18 protein-coding genes are annotated in these 20,697 nt (G+C 72.6%); 10 read left to right on the top strand and 8 right to left on the bottom strand.

The window, feature by feature from the left end; genetic code table 11:
- The first annotated feature begins 49 nt into the window (after nt 1–49).
- From Val02_RS10465 to Val02_RS10440, 6 genes are all read left to right on the top strand, one after another.
- Nucleotides 50–2,665 (top strand): DEAD/DEAH box helicase, encoded by a 2,616-nt coding sequence (locus Val02_RS10465; protein ID WP_203898757.1) that lies wholly within the window; start codon nt 50–52, stop codon nt 2,663–2,665.
- A 32-nt stretch (nt 2,666–2,697) separates the two neighbouring features.
- Nucleotides 2,698–3,927: a cytochrome P450 gene (locus Val02_RS10460; RefSeq protein ID WP_203898756.1), complete on the top strand. Its 1,230-nt coding sequence runs from the start codon at nt 2,698–2,700 to the stop codon at nt 3,925–3,927.
- Nucleotides 3,924–5,228 (top strand): amidase, encoded by a 1,305-nt coding sequence (locus tag Val02_RS10455; RefSeq protein ID WP_203898755.1) that lies wholly within the window; start codon nt 3,924–3,926, stop codon nt 5,226–5,228. The genes Val02_RS10460 and Val02_RS10455 overlap by 4 nt, the downstream gene beginning before the upstream one ends.
- Nucleotides 5,229–5,294: 66 nt before the next feature.
- Nucleotides 5,295–5,879: a PadR family transcriptional regulator gene (locus tag Val02_RS10450; protein ID WP_203898754.1), complete on the top strand. Its 585-nt coding sequence runs from the start codon at nt 5,295–5,297 to the stop codon at nt 5,877–5,879.
- Nucleotides 5,876–6,601, top strand: a complete 726-nt coding sequence (locus Val02_RS10445; RefSeq protein ID WP_203898753.1) for an ABC transporter ATP-binding protein — start codon at nt 5,876–5,878, stop codon at nt 6,599–6,601. Before Val02_RS10450 ends, Val02_RS10445 begins: the two co-directional genes overlap by 4 nt.
- A complete protein-coding gene (locus Val02_RS10440; protein ID WP_203898752.1) occupies nt 6,598–9,027 on the top strand; it encodes an FtsX-like permease family protein in 2,430 nt (809 codons plus the stop codon). The genes Val02_RS10445 and Val02_RS10440 overlap by 4 nt, the downstream gene beginning before the upstream one ends.
- A gap of 8 nt (nt 9,028–9,035) precedes the next feature.
- Here the strand turns inward: Val02_RS10440 and aroQ are convergent, their stop codons facing one another.
- Both aroQ and Val02_RS10430 read right to left on the bottom strand, forming a co-directional pair.
- Nucleotides 9,036–9,668: a gamma subclass chorismate mutase AroQ gene (gene aroQ, locus Val02_RS10435; RefSeq protein ID WP_203898751.1), complete on the bottom strand. Its 633-nt coding sequence runs from the start codon at nt 9,666–9,668 to the stop codon at nt 9,036–9,038.
- Between the two features lie 105 nt (nt 9,669–9,773).
- Nucleotides 9,774–11,933, bottom strand: a complete 2,160-nt coding sequence (locus Val02_RS10430; RefSeq protein ID WP_203898750.1) for an ATP-binding protein — start codon at nt 11,931–11,933, stop codon at nt 9,774–9,776.
- A gap of 44 nt (nt 11,934–11,977) precedes the next feature.
- Between Val02_RS10430 and Val02_RS10425 the strand changes: the two genes are divergently transcribed.
- Complete coding sequence (locus tag Val02_RS10425; protein ID WP_239152670.1) at nt 11,978–12,382, top strand: DUF2238 domain-containing protein; 405 nt, start codon at nt 11,978–11,980, stop codon at nt 12,380–12,382.
- Here Val02_RS10425 and Val02_RS10420 read toward each other — a convergent pair.
- The 4 genes from Val02_RS10420 to Val02_RS10405 are packed head-to-tail and all read right to left on the bottom strand — an operon-like array spanning nt 12,343 to nt 16,662.
- A complete protein-coding gene (locus tag Val02_RS10420; protein ID WP_239152668.1) occupies nt 12,343–14,487 on the bottom strand; it encodes a TerD family protein in 2,145 nt (714 codons plus the stop codon). The genes Val02_RS10425 and Val02_RS10420 overlap by 40 nt on opposite strands.
- Nucleotides 14,484–15,077, bottom strand: a complete 594-nt coding sequence (locus tag Val02_RS10415) for a hypothetical protein (protein ID WP_203898749.1) — start codon at nt 15,075–15,077, stop codon at nt 14,484–14,486. Before Val02_RS10415 ends, Val02_RS10420 begins: the two co-directional genes overlap by 4 nt.
- Before the next feature lie 47 nt (nt 15,078–15,124).
- On the bottom strand, nt 15,125–15,607 hold the full coding sequence (locus tag Val02_RS10410; RefSeq protein WP_203898748.1) for a hypothetical protein: 483 nt from the start codon (nt 15,605–15,607) through the stop codon (nt 15,125–15,127).
- Nucleotides 15,608–15,639: 32 nt separating this feature from the next.
- Nucleotides 15,640–16,662 carry a polysaccharide deacetylase family protein gene (locus Val02_RS10405; RefSeq protein ID WP_203898747.1) on the bottom strand — a complete coding sequence of 341 codons (1,023 nt, stop codon included), beginning with the start codon at nt 16,660–16,662 and terminating at the stop codon, nt 15,640–15,642.
- Nucleotides 16,663–17,080: 418 nt separating this feature from the next.
- On the opposite strand from Val02_RS10405, the gene Val02_RS10400 reads away from it, so the two are divergent.
- From Val02_RS10400 to Val02_RS10390, 3 genes are all read left to right on the top strand, one after another.
- Nucleotides 17,081–17,353 (top strand): GlsB/YeaQ/YmgE family stress response membrane protein, encoded by a 273-nt coding sequence (locus Val02_RS10400; protein WP_203898746.1) that lies wholly within the window; start codon nt 17,081–17,083, stop codon nt 17,351–17,353.
- Nucleotides 17,354–17,653: 300 nt separating this feature from the next.
- Complete coding sequence (locus Val02_RS10395; protein ID WP_203898745.1) at nt 17,654–18,328, top strand: NADPH-dependent F420 reductase; 675 nt, start codon at nt 17,654–17,656, stop codon at nt 18,326–18,328.
- A gap of 95 nt (nt 18,329–18,423) precedes the next feature.
- The gene (locus tag Val02_RS10390; protein ID WP_203898744.1) at nt 18,424–18,912 is read left to right on the top strand and encodes a hypothetical protein; all 489 of its coding nucleotides are present in this window, start codon (nt 18,424–18,426) and stop codon (nt 18,910–18,912) included.
- Between the two features lie 21 nt (nt 18,913–18,933).
- Here Val02_RS10390 and Val02_RS10385 read toward each other — a convergent pair whose 3' ends face one another.
- Nucleotides 18,934–19,872, bottom strand: coding sequence for a hypothetical protein (locus Val02_RS10385; protein WP_203898743.1), 939 nt, complete (start codon nt 19,870–19,872; stop codon nt 18,934–18,936).
- Entirely contained in the window at nt 19,869–20,627 is a 759-nt protein-coding gene (locus Val02_RS10380) for a protein phosphatase 2C domain-containing protein (RefSeq protein ID WP_239152685.1), read from the bottom strand. The genes Val02_RS10385 and Val02_RS10380 overlap by 4 nt, the downstream gene beginning before the upstream one ends.
- Nucleotides 20,628–20,697 lie beyond the last annotated feature (70 nt).

Raw genomic sequence — 20,697 nt, 5'->3', positions numbered from 1 at the left:
CGGTGCCCAGCCGGGCGGCCACCGGCGTGTGCGGGCACACTGGGAGGCCATGGACCGGACCGAGCTGCGCAGCCTCATGGCGGACTTCACCCTGTGGAGTCGGCAGGCGACGGCTGTGCAGCGCCGGCACGGCACCGTCCGCGAGGCGGCCGAGGCGGCCGAACGCCTGCTGGAGGCGCGCGGCGTCGTGGTGCAGCACGGGCGGCGCAACGCCTGGCGGGTGGTGCCGCTCGAACGCAAGCACCAGTCCGTCGTGCGGCCGCTGCGGGAGCGCTCGCTGCTGCCGACGTTCACCCGCGGCGATCAGGCGCTGATGCGGCTGCTGACCGTCGAGGTGCCCCGCGCGCGGGCCGACGTGAACGCCGCCCTCGGGCTGCGGCGCCTCCTCGCCGGCCCGAAGCGACGGCAGAAGGCGGAGGCGGCGGCCGCGTTCCTGCGCCGTCAGCACGACGTGTTCATCCGCACCGGCTGGCCGCAGCGGCTGGAGGAACTGGCCGAGTCGCCGGTCGAGGAGGAGACCGGGTTCGACGCGCTCGTGGAGCCCGCGCTCGGCGTCGTGCCGGAGGATCCCGCGCACAGCCCCGAGGTGGTCGAGCGCTCCACCTTCGACGGGCTGCCCAAGGCGCTGGCCGCCATCGACAGGATCGTTCAGGCGGAGGCGGAGTACCGCGACGCGGCGAAGGAGGCCGCGATGCTCGTGCGCCGGGTCGAGACGCGTCGCGTGCTGCGCGAGATGTCGACCGACGCGCTGAAGTCCGCGACCCGCGACCGGCTGCGCCTCGGCGGCCTCGCCCCGGCCGGCATCCACACCGTGCAACAGGTGCTGCACCACGGCGCCACGTTGGAGACGCTCCCGGGCATCGGCGCCGTCTCGGCGCGGCACATTCTCGGCGCGGCGCAGACGTTGCGGCAGACGACGTTCGAGGAGACGCCGGTGCGCATCGACGTCACCCGGCGCACCCCGGAGACCACCGAACTGCTGAGCCGCCTCGCCGAGTGGGACGCCCGCCGCCGCACCAGGGGCGCCGCCGCCGACCTGGAACGCGCGGCCGAACTGGCACCGCTCGCCGAGCGGCTCACCTTCTCGACCACGCACCTGCTGGTCGTTCCGCTGCGCGAACTGCCGGCGAGCGAGCTGTGGGAGAGCGTCGAGGTGGTGCGGCTGCGCGCCGAGCAGCTGCGCCGCACCAAGCCGTCCGGCCCGCGCAAGGGTGTCAAGGACCCCTGGGACGACTTCCTCGCCCGGCCCGCCGACTACTTCGCGATGCTCGCCGAACTCGGCTTCCTCACCGGCGACGAGGAGGCCACGCACGGCAACCTTCCCGAGGACATCGTGAAGGCGGTGCGGGACCAGCCGCTCAACGGCGAACACCTGACCGCCTCGCTGCGCGGCTATCAGAGCTTCGCGGTGCGCTTCGCCGTCGTGCAGCGCAAGGTGATCATCGGCGACGAGATGGGGCTGGGCAAGACGTTCGAGGCGATCGCCGTGCTGGCACACCTGCGCAGCCGGGGCGAGAACCGCTTCGTCGTGGTGTGCCCGGCGGCGGTCGTGACCAACTGGGTGCGCGAGGTGAGCAACAAGTCGAAACTGAAGGCGTTCCGGGTGCACGGCGCGGAGCGGGACCGGGCCGCCCGGCTGTGGGAACGCGACGGCGGCGTCGCGGTGACCACGTTCGAGACGCTTGCCGCGTGGCAGCCGGGCGCCAACCTCGCGTGTGTCATCGTCGACGAGGCGCACTACATCAAGAACCCGCAGGCGCAGCGGAGCCAGCGCACCGCCGCCCTCGTCCAGCGCGCCGCCCGCGCCATCCTGCTTACCGGAACGCCGCTGGAGAACAAGGTCTCGGAGTTCCGCAATCTGGCGTCCTACGTGCGGCCCGACCTGACCGTCGACAGCGAGGGCGACGCGCTTTCCGCGAAGGCGTTCCGCCGGCAGGTGGCACCGGCGTACCTGCGGCGCAACCAGGAGGACGTGCTGTCCGAGCTGCCGGGGCTGGTGGAGGTCGAGGACTGGCTGCCGATGTCCAAGGAGGACGCGGCGGCGTACCGGGCGGCCGTCGACAGCGGCAACTTCATGGAGATGCGCCAGGCGGCGATGCGCCAGGGCGCCAAGTCGGAGAAGCTGCGGCGGCTGATCGAGATCGTCCGCGAGGCCGAGGAGAACGAGCGCCGCGTCATCGTGTTCTCCTACTTCCGCGCCGTCCTGGACCTCGTCGCGCAGGCCCTGCCGGGGCCGGTGTTCGGGCCGCTGACCGGCTCGGTCGACGCCGACGAACGGCAGCGGATGGTGGACGACTTCGCGGCGGCGGACCACGGGGCGGTGCTCGTGGCGCAGATCGTGGCCGGCGGCGTCGGGCTCAACGTCCAGGCCGCGTCGGTGGTGATCTTCTGCGAGCCGCAGCTGAAGCCCACGATCGAGGCGCAGGCCATCGCCCGGGCGCACCGGATGGGCCAGGTGCGTTCGGTGCAGGTGCACCGGCTGCTCTCCGAGGAGAGCGTGGACCAGCGCATCGTCGAACTGCTGGAGGCCAAGCGCAAGCTGTTCGAGGACTTCGCGCGGGGCAGCGACATCGCCGACGCCGCGCCGGACGCGGTGGACCTGTCCGAGGCGCAGCTCGCCCGCGAGGTCGTGGCGACGGAACGCAAGCGCCTGCTGGGCTCTTGAGGGACGGGGCCGGCGGGTCCATGCTGAGCGCCATGGGCGACAGCGAGCTTGCGGAAAGTTACGACCCGCTCGGCGCACATCTCGACGACCCGTATCCGTTCTACCGGCGGGCACGCGCCACCGAGCCGGTCTTCCACTCGCCGCGGCTCGACGCGTGGGTGGTGACGCGTTTCGCCGACGTCGACGCGATTCTCAAGGACCCGGCCGCGTTCTCCTCCGTGAACAGCATCCGGCCGGTGCGGCAGCTTTACCCGGGGACGTTCGCGGCGCTCGCGGGGGGCTATCCGCCGGCGCCGGACCACATCACCTCCGACGGCGAGGCCCATCGGCGGTTCCGTGCGCCGTACGCCAAGTGGCTGACCCTGGCGACGGCGAAGGAGCTCGAACCGGCGATCCGCGAACGCGCGGACGCACTCCTGGAGTCCATTGTGGACGGATCGACGGTGGATCTGGTGTCCCGCTTCGCCTCGCCGCTGCCGGTGCGCACCGCCGCGGTCGTGTTCGGGATCGCGCCCGAGGACGTCGAGGCCGTCCGGATCGGCAGCGAGTCGCTGTTCTCTTTGGGCAGCGCCGATCTCGACGAGGCGGCCGAGGCGCGGGCCGCGCACGACGTCGTGGCGTTCCAGCACATCGTCGCCGGCTACGTGCGACAGCGGCACGCCGCGCCGGGCGAGGACCTCATCAGCGCCGTCGTGGCGGCACTGGCACCGGGTGCGCCGCCTTTGCCGTTCGACCGGGAAAGTGAACTGGTCGGGACGGTCTGCAGCACGATCGGGGCCGGCCACATCACCACGACGGACACCATCGGCAACGCGGTCCGGCTGCTGCTCGAGGAGCCCGACCGGTGGCGGCTGCTGCGCGAGCGGCCGGAGCTGATCCCGAACGCCGTCGAGGAGGTGCTGCGCTTCGAGTCCCCGGTGCCCACCATCTTCCGCCGCGCCACCCGCGCCGTTACGGTGGCGGGCGTGGACATCCCGGCGGGGGCCGACCTCCTGCTCGTCTTCGCCTCCGCACACCGGGACGAGGAGCGCTACCCCGATGCCGAACGCTTCGACGTGACCCGCACGCCCAGCCGCCACTTCGGCTTCGGCGCCGGCCCGCACACCTGCGTCGGCGCGCCGCTGGCCCGCGCCCAGGCCCGCATCGCACTGCGGCTGCTCACCGAACGCCTGCCGACGCTACGGGCGGCGCCCGGACACGCGGTCCGCCTCAAGCGCGCCGTCAACGTGCGCGGCCCGCTGGCATTGCCTGTGACGGCATGACGCGTTCCGCCGCCGAGACCGCCCGGCTGATCGCCGACCGGTCGCTGTCCTCGCGCGAGGTGGTCGCCGCCTGCCTCGCCCGCATCGCCGAGACAAATCCCTCGTTGAACGCCGTGTGCGCGCTGCGCGCCGACGCCGCTCTGGCCGAGGCGGAGGCGGCCGACCGCCGGGCGGAGCAGGGTGAGGTCCTGGGGCCGCTGCACGGGGTGCCGTTCACCGTGAAGGACTGGCTCGACGTGGCCACGCTGTTCACGCCCTCCACCGCCACGCAAGGGTCCACTGTGGACGGTCGGGTGCCGGCCCGGGACGCCACGGCGGTGGCGCGGCTGCGCGCGGCGGGCGGCATCCTGTTGGGCAAGACCGCCGTGGGGCCGGACGACCCGGCGTACGGGCGGGTCAACAATCCGCACAACCCTGAGTACGGCCCGGCCGGGAGTTCCAGCGGGGAGGCGGCCGTCATCGGGGCCGGCGGCTCTCCGCTGGGGCTGGGCAGCGACTCCGGTGGGAGCATCCGGCAGCCGGCGCACTGCTGCGGGATCGCCGGGCTGCGGCCCACGTCCGGGCGGGTGCCGCTGACGGGGCATTACCCGTTCATCAGCGCGCTGAACGACCCGCGCACCGTCATCGGGCCGTTGGCCCGGCACGTCGAGGATCTGGCCCTCGCGCTGCGCCTGATCGCCGGGCCGGACGGCTGGGATCCGTCGGCTGTGCCGGTGCCCTGCCCCGATCCGTCCACTGTGGACCTGCGCGGAACGCGGGTCGGGCTCTACACGGAGCATCCCGACGCCGCCCCGGATCCGGCGTGCGTCGCGGCCGTGCACGCGGCGGGCCGCGCACTGGAGGCGGCCGGCCTGATCGTCGAGGAGGCGACTCCACCCGGCCTGTCCGAGGTGTACCCGTTGACGCTGGCCTACTGGCGGCGGCCGGAGTCCTTATCGCCCGACGAATGGGTGCCCGACGGCGGGTTCGACCCGGCGGTGCTCGGGCCGCTGGACGCCGAGGCGGTCGAGCGGTCCCTGTTCGAGTGGGACCGCTTCCGCCGGCGCATGCTCCCCTTCCTGAACGACCACCCGCTCGTGCTGTCGCCCGCCGCCGAGAAGCCGGCCGTGCGCCACGGCGAGGACCCGGGCGGCATCCCGTACACGCTCACGTGGAGCCTGCTGGGCAACCCGGCCGCGGTGGTGCCGGCGGGGTCCACAGTGGACGGCCTGCCGGTGGGCGTGCAGATCGCCGCCGCGCCGTGGCGCGAAGACCTGGCACTGGCCGCGGCCGCGATCATCGAGGCCGCACACCTGCGGTAGCCCGCCCCGCCCTGCATCGCCGCCGGCCTTGACGCGGCAACCTATATACTGAGTATCATACCCGGTATGAGCATTCGGCACGCGCTGTTGGCGCTGCTCAGTGAAGGCCCCAAGTACGGGCTTCAACTGAGGCAGGAATTCGAGTCCAGGACCGGAGAGGTGTGGCCGCTCAACGTCGGGCAGGTCTACACCACGCTGCAGCGACTGGAGCGCGACGGCCTCGTCGACTCGGAGAACTCCGGCGGCGCGGGCCCGCAGAACGTCTTCGCCATCACGCAGAGCGGTTCCGACGAGTTGACCGAGTGGCTGCGCACCCCGCCGGACGTGGTCCCGCCACCGCGCGACGAACTCGTCATCAAGCTGCTGGTCGCGATGCGGGTGCCCGGGGTCGACCTGCCCGACCTGCTCCAGGCGCACCGCCGCCACCTCGTGCAGGCGATGCAGGAGTACACCCATCTGAAGGGCGAGATCGCCGACGACGAGGTGGAGCTGGCGCTCATCGTCGACTCGGAGCTGTTCCGGATCGAGGCCATCGTCCGGTGGCTCGACACGGCCGACGCCCGCCTGAAGCGCCGGCCGGCGCAACCCACCGGGGACAAGCCCCCGTCGGTGGCACGCCTCGGCCGCAGGATCGCCGGGGTCCGGCGATGAGCGCCGCACTCGAACTGCGCGACGTCTCCAAGCGCTACGGCGCGGGCCCCACCGAGGTGCACGCGTTGCGCGAGGTCGACCTCACCGTGCGGGTCGGCGAACTGGTGGCCGTGATGGGCCCGAGCGGCTCGGGCAAGAGCACCCTGCTCACCATCGCCGGCACCCTCGAGGAGCCGGACAGCGGCGAGGTGCGCGTCGCCGGGCAGGAGGTGGCGCGGCTGTCCCGCAACGAACGCGCGCGGCTGCGCCGCCGTTCGATCGGCTATGTCTTTCAGGACCTCAACCTGCTCGCGGGCCTGACCGCGGTCGAGAACGTGGCGCTGCCGCTGGAACTCGACGGCATGAAGGTCAAGGCGGCCCGGACGGCGGCGATGGAGGTGCTCGACCGGCTCGGCCTGTCCGAGCGGGCCGCACACTTCCCGGACGAACTGTCCGGCGGCGAGAGCCAGCGGGTGGCGATCGCTCGCGCCGTCGTCGGCGAACGGCGCCTGCTGCTGGCCGACGAGCCCACCGGCGCGCTCGACTCGTTGAGCGGCGAGGCCGTGATGCGGATGCTCCGCCTGGCCAGTCACGACGGGGTCGCCGGCGTGGTGGTGACGCACGACGCGCGGATGGCCTCCTGGGCCGACCGGGTGCTATTCCTGCGCGACGGGCGGCTGGTCGACCAGACGACGCCGAACCCCGGCCCCGAGTCCCTGCTGGCGCCGGGAGCGCACGCGTGAGCCGTAACGGCGGCCTGCCGGCCCGGCGCGCGGTGGTCCGCTGGGCGTGGCGGCTGTTCCGGCGCGAGTGGCGCCAGCAGGCGACGGTGCTGGCGCTGCTGGCCGTCGCGGTGACGGCGGCGGTCGTGGGAGTGACGGTCGGGTACCACTCGACGACGCCGGGCGCCGGCAGGTTCGGCGACGCCCGACAGCGGTTCACGCTCGACGCGGACCGGCCGCTGGAGGCGCAGGTCGCGCAGGCCCGGGAATGGTTCGGCACGATCGACGTGATCGGGCATCGGGAGGTGCCGGTCCCGGGCTCCACGGACCCCGTCGAACTGCGGTCGCAGGATCCGCACGGTCCCTACGGCCGGCCGATGCTGCGCCTGTTGACCGGCCGCTTCCCGGGCACGGCCGACGAGGCGGCGCTGACCGACCGGGTGGCGGCGCAGGCGCGGGTCGGCGTCGGTGGCGTGCTGACGCTCGGCGACCGTTCGTGGCGCGTGGTCGGGCTGGTCGAGAATCCCGGCGACCTGTACGCGGAGTTCGTGCTCGTGCCGCCGGTGCCCCTGGCGCAGGCGGAGTCGGTCACCGTGCTCACCGACGCCGACCCGGCCCGCTTCGCGCAGTACCGGGAGCGCCACGGGCAGCCGGTGTTCGAGGTGCGCCGCACGGGCGAGTGGGTCGAGGCGGCCGCCGGCGTGTTCAGCGGCTTCGCGGTGAGCATGCTGCTGGTGTGCCTCATCGCGTCGGCCGGGTTCGCCGTCGTCGCGCACCGCCGGCTGCGCCAGCTCGGCCTGCTCGCCGCGGTCGGGGCGACGCCGCGGCACCTGCGGCTGGTGCTGCTCGCCGACGGTGCCGCGGTCGGGGGCGCGGCAGCATTGATCGGCGCCGTCACGGGGGTGCTGGTGTGGTTCGCGGTGCGGGGCCGGTTCGAGCCGGCGGTGGGGCACCGCATCGACCGGTGGGACCTGCCGGGCTGGCAGATCGCGCTCGTCGTGGCGCTGGCCGTCCTGACGGCGACGGCTGCCGCGTGGCGACCGGCGCGGGCCGCCGCCCGGGTGCCGATCACCCGCGCGCTCTCCGCCCGCCCGCCGCATCCCAAACGGGCACGCCGGTCGGCGGCGACCGCGGCCGTGCTGCTCCTGGCCGGCATCGGTGCGCTGCGCCTCGCGCAACGCGGCACCGCGGGAGCCGACGACCAATTGGCGACGACCGACGTGGCACTGGTCGTCGGGGGCACGCTGGCGATCGGGCTCGCGCTGCTGTTCGTCGGCCCGCTGGCCATCCGGCTGCTCGCCGCCGCCGGCGCGCGGCTCCCGGTCGCGTCCCGGCTGGCGCTGCGGGACCTGGTGCGCCACCAGGCGCGCTCGAGTGCCGCGCTGGCCGCGATCAGCGTGGCGCTGGCGATCCCGACCGCGGTCGTCGTCGCGGCGCGGGTGCTCGAACAGGGCGCCGGCGAGGGCAACCTCTCCGACCGTCAGCTTCTCGTCTGGATCGACGAGCCGGGCACACCCGTTCCGGAACGCACCCCGGAGCGGCTCGCGTCGATCGAGGCCCGGGTGCTGCGGTACGCGGCCACGCTCGCCGACCCGACCGTCGTCCCGCTCGACCTCGCGATCGATCCGGCCGAGTCGCCGCGCGCGGATGCCGACAGCGGTTCGACCGGAAGGATCCCGATCGGGGTCGGCCGGGACGGCGGGTCGCGGACGGTGGGGTTGGTCGCCACGCCCGAGCTGTTGCGCTTCTACGGCGCCGATCCGGGCGGCGTCGGCCCGGCGACGGACGTGCTGACCACGCAGCCGCGAGCGGGCCTGAAGCTGCTGTCCGCGACCGGCGGGACGCCCGGGGCGAGCGCCGAACGGCTGCCCGACCCGCGCTACGGGTCGCTACCGACGACGCTGCTCACCCCGGCGGCTCTGCAACGCCACGACTGGACGGCGGTGCGCACCGGCTGGCTGATCGAATCGGCCCGGCCGTTGACCCAGGAGCAGCTCGACGCGGCCCGCGACGTGGCGATCGCCGGCGGCCTGACCGTCGAGGACCGCAACAAGCGCGGTGGGCTGCTCGCATTGCGCGCGGCCGCGACGCTCGGCGGCGGCCTGCTCGCGCTCGCGATCCTCGCCATGACCGTCGGGCTGATCCGGGCCGAGGCGGCGGGCGACCTGCGCGTGCTGACCGCGACCGGCGCGACGGCGCGGATCCGCCGCCAACTCACCTCGGCCACGGCCGGCGGGCTCGCGCTGCTCGGCGGGATCCTCGGCATCGGCGCCGCCTACACGGTGATCGTGGCGGGCTCGTCCCGCGCCCAGCTCGACGAACTGACCCGGGTGCCGGTGGTGGAGTTGCTCGCGATCGCCGTCGGGGTGCCGTTCGTCGCCGCGGCGCTGGGATGGCTGCTCGCCGGGCGGGAGCCGCGGTCGCTGGTGCGCGTACGGCTGGAGTGAGGTGCTCCTCAGTCGGTGCAGACCGGCTCGATCGCGCCCCACAGCGCCCGTTCGTGCAGCCGGTCGAGGTGGTAGCGACGGTCGGCCGAACGTTCGGCGGCGACGAGCGACACATGGCACCGCACGGTCCTGCCGCGCAGCCGTTCGGTGGCGGACAGTTCGGCGATGAACTGTCCGGTGATCCGGTCGAGGATGGGCCGGACCTCGGTGGCCAGATCGGGGCGCTCGGTGGGCGCCAGTTCCGGATGGGCGGTCCACAGGTCGAAGAGCCCGCGCTGGACGAGCTTGCTCGACTCGATCTGGGCCCGGAAGAACGCGACGGTCTCCTCGACGTCGAGGCCGGCCGCGGCGGCCAGCGACGCGGCCTGGTCGAGCACGACCTGTTCGCGCGCCGGATCCTCGATCGGGCTGGTGGTGCCGAACTTGGCCGCGGCGACCTTGTCGGCGACCAGGATCCGCTCGGCGGAGAGCCCGACGAGCGCGGTGAGCCCGCCGTGCGACGTCGCCTGGCGGGGCTGCGCGGCCGCCGGTGCGGCGCCGCCGGCCAGGGCGCCGACGATCACCAGGCAGCACAGCCCGACGCGAAGCGTGCGGGACCCGAGGCGGTTGACGGACAAGGTGGACTTCCCTCCTGTGCGCATGCGAATCGAAGATCCACATTGCCGGCCAACGGTATCGGAGGGGCAGGAAGGGGGCAAACGGTTCAAGGTGCTTCACCGGTGAATCACTAGCCCGGGCGGATCGGGTCACGGCCATCGCGCGCCGATCAGCGCGATCGCCTCGACGGCGTCGGCCACCGCCCCAGTGCCGTCGAGGTCGGCGAGGACCGGGGCGAGCGCCACGCCGAGGGCGAGACACTGCGCGCGGGAACGCCCTCTCAGCACCGCACCCGCCAACTCGCGCAGCGGGACGGTGGGGTCCTCGCGCCACAGCCGGTGCGCCCTCGTCAGCAGCGCGGCGAGTGTTTCCGTCCGCGTGGCGAGCGCGATCGCGCGGGGCAGTTCCCGCTCCGTCAGCAGCGGCGCGAGTGCGGTCAGGACGGCGGGAGCCTCCTCGATCCGGTCGAGGAGTTCCGTGCGGTAGGGCGGCGGCAGGTACGGGGCGACGGCGGCGAGTTTGTGCAGCCGGTACGGCGTGGGCGGCATCGCGCGGGCCGCCTCCCACGCCTCGGCCGCGACCGTGGGACGCACCGGTAGGAGCGCCGTCAGCAGTTCGGTGCGGCGCAGCGGGTCCGGCTCGGCGCGGGCGTCGGCCAGCAGTGCGGTGACGGCGGTGTCGTTCAGCTGGGCGAGCAGTGCGAACCGGGCCGCGAGTGCCGTGACCGGATCCGTCAGCCGGTCGAGCCGTTCGACCTCCGCGGCGATCTCGGCCTTCGCCACCGCGGCGGGCAGGTGAGCCGCGACGGCCGCCAGTGCGGCGGCGCGGGCGTCGGGTCGTTCGATGCCGCGGATGGGTGCGAGTGCCGTGCGCAGCAGGTCGGCCGGCAGGTGCGCGGCGAGTTCGGCCAGCGTGCGGGTGGACCGCTCGCCGCGTGCGACGTCCTCGACCACGCCGTGCAGGATCGCGGCCGGCCACGGCTCGGGAACGTCACGCAGGGCACCGACGAGGGCGGCCTCCTCGTGGCAGTACCGGGCCACGTCGAGCGCCTGGTCGAACCGTTCGGCGGGCAGATACGGCGCCAGCAGGACGGCCAGCCCGTCGGGCTCCACACTGTCGGCGGCCGCCGCGAGCGCCTCCCCCGCGAGCGTCGCGCGCTGCGCGGCCGGTACCACGGGCACGAGCCCGGCCAGCGTGCGGGCCCGAACGTCGGGATCGGTCAGCGCGCGGGCGTCGGCGACGAACGCCGGAATCGCCTCCGCCGGCAGCAGTTCGGCCGCACCGGCGCGCACCCACGCCAGCTCCGGCCGGCCGGTCGACGGATCGAACGGTGGCAGCGCAGCGTGGACGAGTGGCGCCCGGGTCGCGGCCGGCAGGTGACGGGCCAGCACCGCCAGTGCGCCCGCGCGGGCGGCCTCGTCGTTGAAGCGCCGGGCCGCCGCGTCGACGCTCGGGCGCTGTTCCGCCGGAAGAAGAGCGGCCAGCGCCGACAGCACCCGCGCGCGCACCGCCGCGTCGGCGAAGGCACGCGCGTCGATGAGAACCGCGGGCAAGGCCGCGTGCGGCAGGTGCGGCAGCAGCGCCACCATCGCGTCGCGGCGGGCCCCTTCCCGGATCAGGTGCCGGGCGAAGTTCCAGGCGCGCTCGACCTGTTCACCGAGGAACGGCGCGAGTGCGACGAGTGCCTGGGAGCGGCCGAAGTCCTCGGACCGGTCACCGAGGTCCGCCTCGAACGCGTCGAGCACGCCGGCCACCTCCGCGCGCCGTTCGGGCTCGGCCAGGTGCGGCACGACGAGCGATCCGAGCAGGATGCGTTCGGACGCCGTGACGGCGGCCCGCGCGAGGGAGCGCGCTTCGGCCACCGGGCCGTCCATCCGGCCGCCGAGCGCCAGCAGCAACGGGATCCGCCGGTGCGGGCTGTCGACCCGGCGCGCCCTGGCGAGCGCGTCGGGCAGCAGCCGGGCCGGCAGGTAGGGCACCACCGACCCGAGGATCCCGCACCGGTCGGTCACGTCGCGGACGTTCACGGCGACCGCATACGCTTGCGCGGCGGCGTGCGTCGCGTCGGACGCCCGGCCTTCGCCGGCCAGGCGCACAGCGGCGGCGGCCAGCGCCTCGGCCCGCTGCCGCACACCGCGGCGGCCGCGCGCGGCGGGCGGCGCCTCGCGCGAAGCCTTGGCCGAGACGGCCTTCGCGGAGACAGCCTTCTCGGTGGCAGGCTTCGCGGTGGCAGGCTTCTCGGGCGGCGCGAGGCTCGCGGCGATCAGGGCGCGCCGGTACTCCCCGGCCAGATCCCCGCGCACACTCACCCGGTGCACGATAGGCACCCGATGCGATTCGTAGGATCGTGCGGGTGATCGCCGTTTCCGCGCCGCGCCGCCGTGAGCCCGGCGTCCTGCTCGCCGTCGGGCTGGTCGCCCTGGCCGTCTCCGCCGTCGAGGCGAAGTCGACGGGCACCTGGCTGCTGGAGGTGCTCGCGGCGATCGTGGCGGCCGTGATCCTGGTCCGCACCTACCGGCGCTTCCCGCTCAGTCCGTCGGCGTACCGGCTGATCCTGGTGCACGCGCTGGTGCGCCGGACGCCGTTGCGGCCGGGCCGCCGGCTCGCGGCGCTGACCGTCTGCGTGGTGCTGGCGATCGGCGCGATCACCAGCCTCGTGCTGCTCAGCCGCGTTCACGATCGGCAACTCGACGCGCACGGCCTCGTCGGCGACGCCGGTCAGTCGGGGATCAGTTCCGGCAGCCGGGCGAGCGGGTAGACCGCGGCGTCGTCGGCGACGTGTTCGGGGCGTTCGAGGCCGATGAAGGTGGCACCCGACGGGACCGGGTCGTCCGGCGTCCACTCCGTGACGTCCGTGCCGGCCCGGCGCATCAACGCCACCAGGTCGGCGACGCGCAGGTACGAACGTTCGACGATGGCGCGCAGGAGCAGCGAGGCGGTGCCGGCGGAGTTCTCCACGGCGTTGAACTCCGGCGAGGCCGTCATGTACAGGTGCAGCCACCGCACGGACCAGCCGCCGTCGTCGTCGCGCACGAACACCAGCGGCAGCGCGACCCGACCGGTGCCGGCCAGGGTCGAGCGCATCCGCACCGAACGCGCCTCGAACGGCTTGCCGAGCTGCTCGGCCTCCCGTTCCATGTAGCCGAAGAACGACTCGCGCACCTCCTGGAAGCCCTCGCCGGAGTACACGTGCACCATCGGCAGGATGTAGCGCGCCGACACCGTTCGCAGGTCCAGGTCGATGAACTCCGACGCCCCGTCCGGCGCCTCGGTGATGTCGCCGGAGTGCGTGCCGCCGTAGCCCCGGAGACTGGTCCAGGAGAGCTGCCCCGCCGTGCGGAACCCGTCGTCGAGCAGCAGCGCGGAGAGGTCGAAGTCGGTGCGCCGGGCGTTCTGGTGCCAGTACACGAAGAAGCGCGCGTGCCCGGCCCCGACCGGCGTGCGCGACCCGCGCGGCAGCACCCCGAACCCGGCCGCCGTGGAACGCTGCGACAGCGGCAGCGCCACGGGCAGCACCGCCGGGTCGACGAGCACGCGGCCACCGGCCGGAAGCCGGCGCACGATCTCGGCGTCGAGCGACTCGACGAGCCGTCCGACCACTGTGGACGGTAGCGGTGCGCGCGCGTCCGGGGCGACCCACAGCCGGCCCCGGCGGTTGGCGAAGCCGCGCGCGGCCTCGGGAGCCGTGCGGTTGCCGAGATGTTCGCGCAGGGAGAGGATCACGCGACCGGAGACCCGGGCGAGGTTCTGCTCCAACGATTCCACGATGCGGTGGGACTGCTCCGGGGTGGCCCCGCGGAGCAGGCGGTCGGCCGCCCGCACCAGCATGCCGGGACGCGTCGCCAGCAGGTCCAGCGCGCCGGAGAGGTCCCCGCCGGCGAGCGCGGCCTCCACGCGGGCGGCGAACGAGCGGGCGCTCCGGTCGCCACGCGCCACGGCGAAGACCTCGGCGGCGCCGGGCAGGTGCGGGTACTCGTGCGGATGGAGGCGTTCACCGAGCCGCTTCCACGCCTCGCGGTGCGGCCCGACGTCGGCGAGCTTCCGGTCGTCCTGCCGCACGAGGTGGTGCAGCGCTTCCAGGAGCACACGGCGTTCGGCGCGGCGCAGCGACCGGAACCGCGTCGGCTCCCGCAGCCCCACGTCCCCCTCCGACACCGCGCACGCCAACCGCAGCACGTCCGTGACGGTGTCCACGAGCAGCGGCACTCCGGCGGCCAACCGGGCCCGGTTGACGACCGCCCGCACCTCGCGTACCGGAATCGCCTTCGGCTGCGGCCCGTCGACGCAATATGCCGCCAGGTCGGCCAGCAGCGCCAGGTCCTCAGTGGACAGTGGCACCGGGGTCGCCGCCAGTTCCAGGTAGGTGCGGCGCGCCTCCTCGTCGGGCGTGCCGCCCGGGTGCAGCAGCGTGACCCGGTCCTTCAGCGACGGGACGAACTCCGCGTGCGCGGCGAGCAGTTCCTCGTAGGAGTGTTGGTAACGGCCGTACTTCGGCAGGGCGAGCAGGTTGACCGGGCCGTCCGGTATCTCGTCGCCGAACGTCTCCCGGATGAGTCCCGTCCAGAACTCGACGGTATCCGGCACACCCGCCGGGAAGTCGCGGAAGTAGGCGTTGTGCCGCTTGTCGTCGCCGACGAGCCGCGCCACCACGGCACAGACGCGTGCCCCGATCGCCCGCACCTGGACACCGTCCATAGTGGACAGCCGCTGGAGAAGTTCCCCCGAGAGCTTGAAACCGGCCGACATGAGCGCGACGTCGAACTGGCGCGCGGCGGCCGACCCGTCCCCGGGTGCGGCGGCGAAGGCCGGGACCCGCAGCGTCCGCGCGAGGACCGCCTCGGTCAGCGCCGCAGGCGGGGTCACTGCTTGGCCGCCGTGACGCCGAGCCGCTCCAGGAACGCGAAGAACGTCTCCTCGGCCAGGACGTTCTCGCTGTCGAGCAGCGCGGCGACCTCCTCGGCGGAGACCGGAGCCAGACCCGCCTCGCGGGCCCACGCGACGGCCGCGCCGGCACCCTCGACGCCGCCCGGGGCGTCGGCGCGCAGCCGCTCCTCCAGGGCCGCGCTCGCGGCCTCGTACTCCGGGTCGGCCCAGTCGGGTCCGAGATAGTTGCCGTCCTCGTCGAACGGCGGGGGCGGCGCCAGCAGATAGCCCAACGCGTACTGCAGTTGCAGCCAGACCTGCCACGGCGGCGTGTCGACGCCGGCCGCGCACACGTACGCCGCGCTGCTGTCGAGCACCCGCGCGGTGAGGGCCGGTGCGTCCGTCACGTCCCGCAGCCGGGTCAGGAAGTCCTCCGGCAGCTCCCCGTCGGAGTCGAACACCCGCGTCACCGACCATCCCTCGACGGGCCGGCCGGCCGGCTCGGCGCCCCGCAAGGGTTCCAGGTCGGCGAAGAACCCCGTCAGCGGCCGCGCGCCGCGGTGCACCACGAACGTCCCCCAGAATCCCACGGCCGCCCCTCTCGCCAGCACAGTGACGGCTCAGTATGCCGGGCCGGTCAGCTCCAGAGCGCCCCCGCGCCCAGTTCTTCGCGCGCGACGTCGGCGAACGCCTTCTCCGCGCGCCGGCAGCGCTCCAGGATCTCCTCCGGCACACCGCCCGCGGGGTGCACGGCGCGCGCCTCGGCCAGGGCGATGGTCGCACGGTAGGCGTCCCGCGCGGCCGTGGGCACCCGCGCGGAGGGGGCGCTCAGTTCGATCTCCATCCGCAGTCGCAGCACGTCCAGCGCGGCCTGCCCGCCGTCCGCGTGCGGCTTGCGGGAGAACGTCGACGCGGCCATCACGTGCACGTCCGGATCCATGACGGCGGCGCGCCAGTGCCGTTGCGCGGCAAGGAAGTCGGCGTAGACGCGGCGGCGTTCCGATGTGGCCCGCGCCGTCTCACCGAGGTGCCAGACCCGGGTCTGCGCGCGGGCGGTGAGAGCGGCGCCGAGCGCGACACCGAGCAGCGCGCCGGCGGTGGAGAGGACCACCTCCATCATGGCGGCATTCTTCCACCGCCGGCGCGGCCGGTTCAGCTCGTGCGGCAGCTGACGCTCGGTCGTGCGCCGCTGTTGCCGTTCATCATCGTGGTGAAGCCGAAGCTGTTGCCGGAGCCGTTGGGGCGCACCGTCGCCACGTTGGACGCGCTCCAGGTGAAGTTCGCGTTCCACGTCGTGCTGATCTGCTGCGGCGAGGTGAGCGTGACGGTCACGATCCAGGCGCTGGAGCCGGAGACGTTCACCGTGGTGTTGTAGCGGTCGCCCCAGACGGTGCCGGGGACGATCGTCGCGGTGCAGCTGCCCCCGCCGCCGTTGGTGGGCTGCGGGCTGGTCGGGCCGCCGGTGGGCTGCGTGCCGCCGTCGGGCGCCACGGCCCGGCCGGTCTGCGGCGAGATCATGCCCGGGCAGAGGTTGCGGCTGGTGAGGTTCTGCATGATCTGCGGGATCGCGTTGATGGTGTTCTGGATACCGTCGTGCATCAGGATCACCTGGCCGTTCTGCAGCCGGCCGGCGGCCTGCACGATGGCGGCGGTGCTGGCGCCGTTCCAGTCCTGCGAGTCGACGTCCCAGAGCACCTCGGTCAGGCCCAGGGACGACTCGACCCCGCGCAATGTCCCGTTGGTCTCCCCGTACGGCGGGCGGAACAGCCGCGGCGTCTGCCCGGTGGCGTTACGGATGGCGTCCTGCGTGCGGGACAGTTCGGACTGCATCTGCGACTGGCTCTGCTGGGTCAGGTGGGCGTGCGTGTAGCTGTGGTTGGCGACCCACATGCCGGCGGAGACCTGCTGCTGCGTCATGCCGGGGTTGCCGGCCACGTTCTGCCCGACGTTGAACATCGTCGCGCGCACCCCGTTGGACCGCAGGGCGTTGAGCAGCTGGCTGGTGCTGCCGGTCGGCCCGTCGTCGTAGGTGAGGCCGACGTATCCGTTGCAGGCGGCGGCCGAGGCGGAGTGTGTCCCGGTGGCGAACACGGTGGCGCCGGCGGCGATCACGGCACCGGCGACGGCCAGCAGCGTGGTCAGCCGGCGCCTGAGCGGGCGGGTTGAAACGATCATGCGGGGCTCCTCCGGGGGGTGTGACAAGCGGATGCTCGTCGCACACGCCGCCGCGCGCGTTCGACCGGCCGAGTATGGACTTACGTCCGTCAATCCCGCAACAAGCCCGGAATCTTTCAGGAAAGGACACCCCTCAATCGTAGAAACTTTCGCCCTTCCACCAGCTCAGAGCGTTTCGCCAGGACCGAAAGTTCCCCGAAAGATATTGACCGCGGTGGGCGCCGATGCCAGGCTTCGCAACACCCCAGCGCGCATCACGGCCGTCCGCCGCCGGCCGTGATGCCATCCCGAGCCTGGCACGCAGGAGGGGAGGCTGTGGGGCGGTGCCGGCCGCCCCACAGCCGTGCCGCACGTTTGGCCGTCGCGCGATCCGGGAACCGCTTTCGGGTACCAGTCCCTCGCGCACAAGGACACGGACATGACTGTCGGCGGACTTCTCTCGGCCCTCGTGGTGGGCCTCGTCATCGGCGTGCTCGGCCGGATCGTCCTACCGGGCCCGCAGCGGATCGGCATCCTGCTGACGATGCTCGTCGGCGTCGTCGCGGCCTTCGTCGGCACGGCCATCGCCCGCGGCATCGGCGTGGCCGACACGGCCGGCATCGACTGGCGCGAGGTCGCCATCCAGGTGGTGGTCGCGGCGATCGGCGTCGGCGTCGTCGCGGCCGTCATGGGCAGGCGCGCCACCCACTGACCCGGCTCCTCCCCGGCCGCACGCCCGTCGCCACCCCGGACGGGCGTGCGGCTCTTTCTACGGGCTTCCGTTTCGCACGTCCGCCGGGCGCCCGACCGCCGTGACGCCGCACGGGTGTGAGTTCAGCGCGAACGTGTGTGAGCTCAGGGCTGTTTTTCGGCCTGTTGACCTCCCTGGGCTCACACACGTTCGACGGGAACTCCCACAGGGACCACCTACCGATCGGTACAAAACTTGCTACCGTTGACCTGCAACCGACAGCTGACCGCCGGGTCCGCTCAGAAGTAGGTGGAACGAGCCATGACGACAATCGGCATCATCGGCGCGGGCGAAGTGGGCAGTCACGTCGCCCGAGCCGCGATCGCACGCGGATACCGGATCGTCATCGCCAACTCGCGCGGCCCGCAGACCTTGACCGGCCTGATCGCCGAACTCGGCCCGTCGGCGTCCGCGGCGACCGCCGCCGACGCTGCGGCGGCCGGGGACTTCGTCGTCGTGGCGGTTCCCCTCAAGCTCGTCAACGACATGCCGGTCGACGAACTGGCCGGAAAGATCGTGCTGGACACCAACAACTACATGATCTGGCGCGACGGCCACTTCCCGATCGTCGACTCGGGCGAGAAGACGGTCCACGAGCTGCGCCAGGAGCAGCTGCCGACGTCGAAGGTCGCGAAGGCGTTCACCCACATCCAGGCGCCGCGGATTCTCACCACCGGCCGGCCCGCCGGCGCCCGTGACCGGATCGCGCTGTCGGTCTCGAGCAACTTCCCCGATGCCGTCGAGCTCGTCACGCGGTTGTACGACGAGTTCGGTTTCGACACCGTCGACAACAGTCCGCTGAGCGAGTCCTGGCGCACCGCACCCGGCCAACCCGCTTGGAACCGGATGGCGTACCAGAATCGCGAAGAGCTGGCCGCCAATCTCGCCAACGCGGTCCGTCCCGGCGCGACCGCGAGCAGGAGCGCTCGTTCCTAGCACATCGATCGCGCGGTCGCGACCGGCCGGCGGGCGGTCTTCCTGCCCGCTGTCGGCGATCACGACGGCCGCCGGGCGGGGCTAGGTTGAGGTGCGTGAAACGCGCCGCCGCACTCCTGCTCGCCACCGCACTGTTCGCCGCCGGCTGCACCGATGACGTCGACCCGGCGGCCCCGAAGGCTAACGGCGCCGGCGGTGGAACGCTCGAGTACGACGCCGTCGCGGCGCTGACCCTGCAGCGGCTCACCAAGGACCCGGACTGCCCGATCGGCAAATGGGCCGACAACTCCACCGGCGTGGACGAGAAGTACCGCGCCGACGTGACGCAGTTCAAGCAGTTCGACTGCTACCTCACCGAGAGCCAGCTGCTGCCCAACCGGGGCCAGCAGTCGATCTACGTGAGGTTCACCTCGGCGGAGACCGCGAAGGCGTACGCGACCGACCAGGCGAAGCTGTACCCGGTGCTGCTGGTCGGCAGCACCGCCGTGGTGGCCGGCAGCGGGCTCGAACAGGTCGACATGAAGCAGTACCTGTCGGCCGTGCGCGACCTCGCCGGCGGCACCGGAGAGGTGCTGGGCAAGTAAGCGACCGCCGAGTGCTCAGGACTACTGTCGCTTGGACAACCTGATAACTGGCCGCGCCGCCGGTTTGATGAATCCGACCCGTGAGCGCCGCGCCGCCGGCAGTTTCGGCAGTGTAATGCGGTCCCGACCCTCCAGGGCCGAGAGCCACTCGGCAGCGGTCGGGCGTGGTTCGCTTCCGTCCGACGACACCCTGGCAAGGAGTTCCCTGGCCTGTCGGGGAACCGGTGATCGCTCAAGGAACGGATCGTCGACGGCATCCTCGGGCCTGGCCTTCGGCCGTTGCAGCAACACCCGCAGGATGACGAGCGCAAGCTTGTAGCGGTCGCTGTCCACGCTCGCGTACTGGTCATCAATCGTGGGATCATCCCAGTCCGGCGTCTCGACCGTCGGTATGGCGCTGTTGTTGCCGACCCTGCGTATCCCGTCGCAGTCAATGAGAAATACCGACGGCACCGGATCCCGTTTCCACAGCAAATTTCGCGCACTCACGTCACCGATGACGAGTTCGTTGCGGTGCAACGTGTCGAAGAGTCGCGCGACATCCTGCAGATACACGAGCCGTTCCTCCAAGTCGAGCAGTTCGATGCTCGACCACTTCGCCTTCGGAGGAAACGCTAGATACTGAAGCTCGAGCAGCTTGACGTTCTTCCCTACCTCCGCCCAGAACTCTTCCGGCGCAGCGTTCATCAGAAAGCCGGCGCATCGGCCCGAGTCGTCCCGGACAAGTTCCGTGGGCATGGCGGAGCGTTGCCGAAGGTAGGCGCGGTCGTTCGTTGGCATGGAACGGCCGGCTTCGATCAGTGCTGCCAGCCGTCCGACGTCAACCGGCACGGTGGGCAGGTACTGCTTGAACAGCACACCGGGACGGTTCGACAGCCGAAAGACCTTGCCCTGTCCGCCCTCGTCAAGCTTGTCAAGCGGGCCGAGATCCGAAACGGCACGCACCGTCGACCGCTTCATGATTGACCGGCCGTAGCCCAGACGGCCACGACAGTCCGGTCATCGTCGTAGCTCTTCGCCACGAACTCGACGTCTGCGGCGAAGGTGGCCGGAGCGACAGGTGCCCGCCAGTGTTCCCCGAAATACCGAGCTGGCTCGTCCTGCGTCGCGAGCGTCGCGAACCCGTCGGTGGCGATCAACAGAACCTCTCCGACCGCCAGTTCACCGGCATAGTGGCTGCAACTGTCCGCTTGCCACGGAAGTGCTGCCGTCGCCGACGAGTGCACTTCTGCGGCGACCTTCGGGGCCAACGGTCGCAGCGCCCCTCCGACGCCGAGCTTGAGCACCGGGCTGTCGCCGACGCCGCCGACGACATAACGATGACTGCCGGCCTCGGCCGTGGAGTCGATCGCAAGAACGGTGATGGTGGTGGCCAGATCGGCCAGTTCGCAATTCCTACGGTTCATGGCTTCCGCCCGGAGCGCGGTCGTGGTCCTCTGCACCGCGTTGGAGAGCTGCTGTCGAAGATCTTTGTCGGTCTTCGACAGCGACTCGGTCAGCTCCCACACGGCCCGGTTTGCGGCAACCCTTGCCCCAATGTCGGACAGACGAGCGGATCCGACACCATCGCACACCGCGGCAACGAGCCAGCGACCGTTCCGAGACCGGCTAAGTGCGAACGCGTCCTGCCGTACGGACCCCTCGCACCGGTGCGCTCCACCACGCGCCGAGACAGCACGTAGCTCGATGCGGCCGGTCCGGGTAGCGTCGATCACCGTATCCGGGACGTAGGTGCCATCTATCGGTGGTACGACCCATGGGGCAAGCGCGGCCCTTGATGGACGG

The sequence above is a fragment of the Virgisporangium aliadipatigenens genome (assembly GCF_016863615.1).
In the GTDB taxonomy this organism is placed as follows: domain Bacteria; phylum Actinomycetota; class Actinomycetes; order Mycobacteriales; family Micromonosporaceae; genus Virgisporangium; species Virgisporangium aliadipatigenens.
This window is presented reverse-complemented; position numbering and strand designations above follow the sequence as displayed.

Coding starts and splice junctions, on each gene's coding strand:
- Val02_RS10465 (WP_203898757.1), top strand. CDS start 50: ATGGACCGGACCGAGCTGCGCAGCCTCATGGCGGACTTCACCCTGTGG.
- Val02_RS10460 (WP_203898756.1), top strand. CDS start 2,698: ATGGGCGACAGCGAGCTTGCGGAAAGTTACGACCCGCTCGGCGCACAT.
- Val02_RS10455 (WP_203898755.1), top strand. CDS start 3,924: ATGACGCGTTCCGCCGCCGAGACCGCCCGGCTGATCGCCGACCGGTCG.
- Val02_RS10450 (WP_203898754.1), top strand. CDS start 5,295: ATGAGCATTCGGCACGCGCTGTTGGCGCTGCTCAGTGAAGGCCCCAAG.
- Val02_RS10445 (WP_203898753.1), top strand. CDS start 5,876: ATGAGCGCCGCACTCGAACTGCGCGACGTCTCCAAGCGCTACGGCGCG.
- aroQ (WP_203898751.1), bottom strand. CDS start 9,668: ATGCGCACAGGAGGGAAGTCCACCTTGTCCGTCAACCGCCTCGGGTCC.
- Val02_RS10410 (WP_203898748.1), bottom strand. CDS start 15,607: ATGATGGAGGTGGTCCTCTCCACCGCCGGCGCGCTGCTCGGTGTCGCG.
- Val02_RS10405 (WP_203898747.1), bottom strand. CDS start 16,662: ATGATCGTTTCAACCCGCCCGCTCAGGCGCCGGCTGACCACGCTGCTG.
- Val02_RS10400 (WP_203898746.1), top strand. CDS start 17,081: ATGACTGTCGGCGGACTTCTCTCGGCCCTCGTGGTGGGCCTCGTCATC.
- Val02_RS10395 (WP_203898745.1), top strand. CDS start 17,654: ATGACGACAATCGGCATCATCGGCGCGGGCGAAGTGGGCAGTCACGTC.
- Val02_RS10385 (WP_203898743.1), bottom strand. CDS start 19,872: ATGAAGCGGTCGACGGTGCGTGCCGTTTCGGATCTCGGCCCGCTTGAC.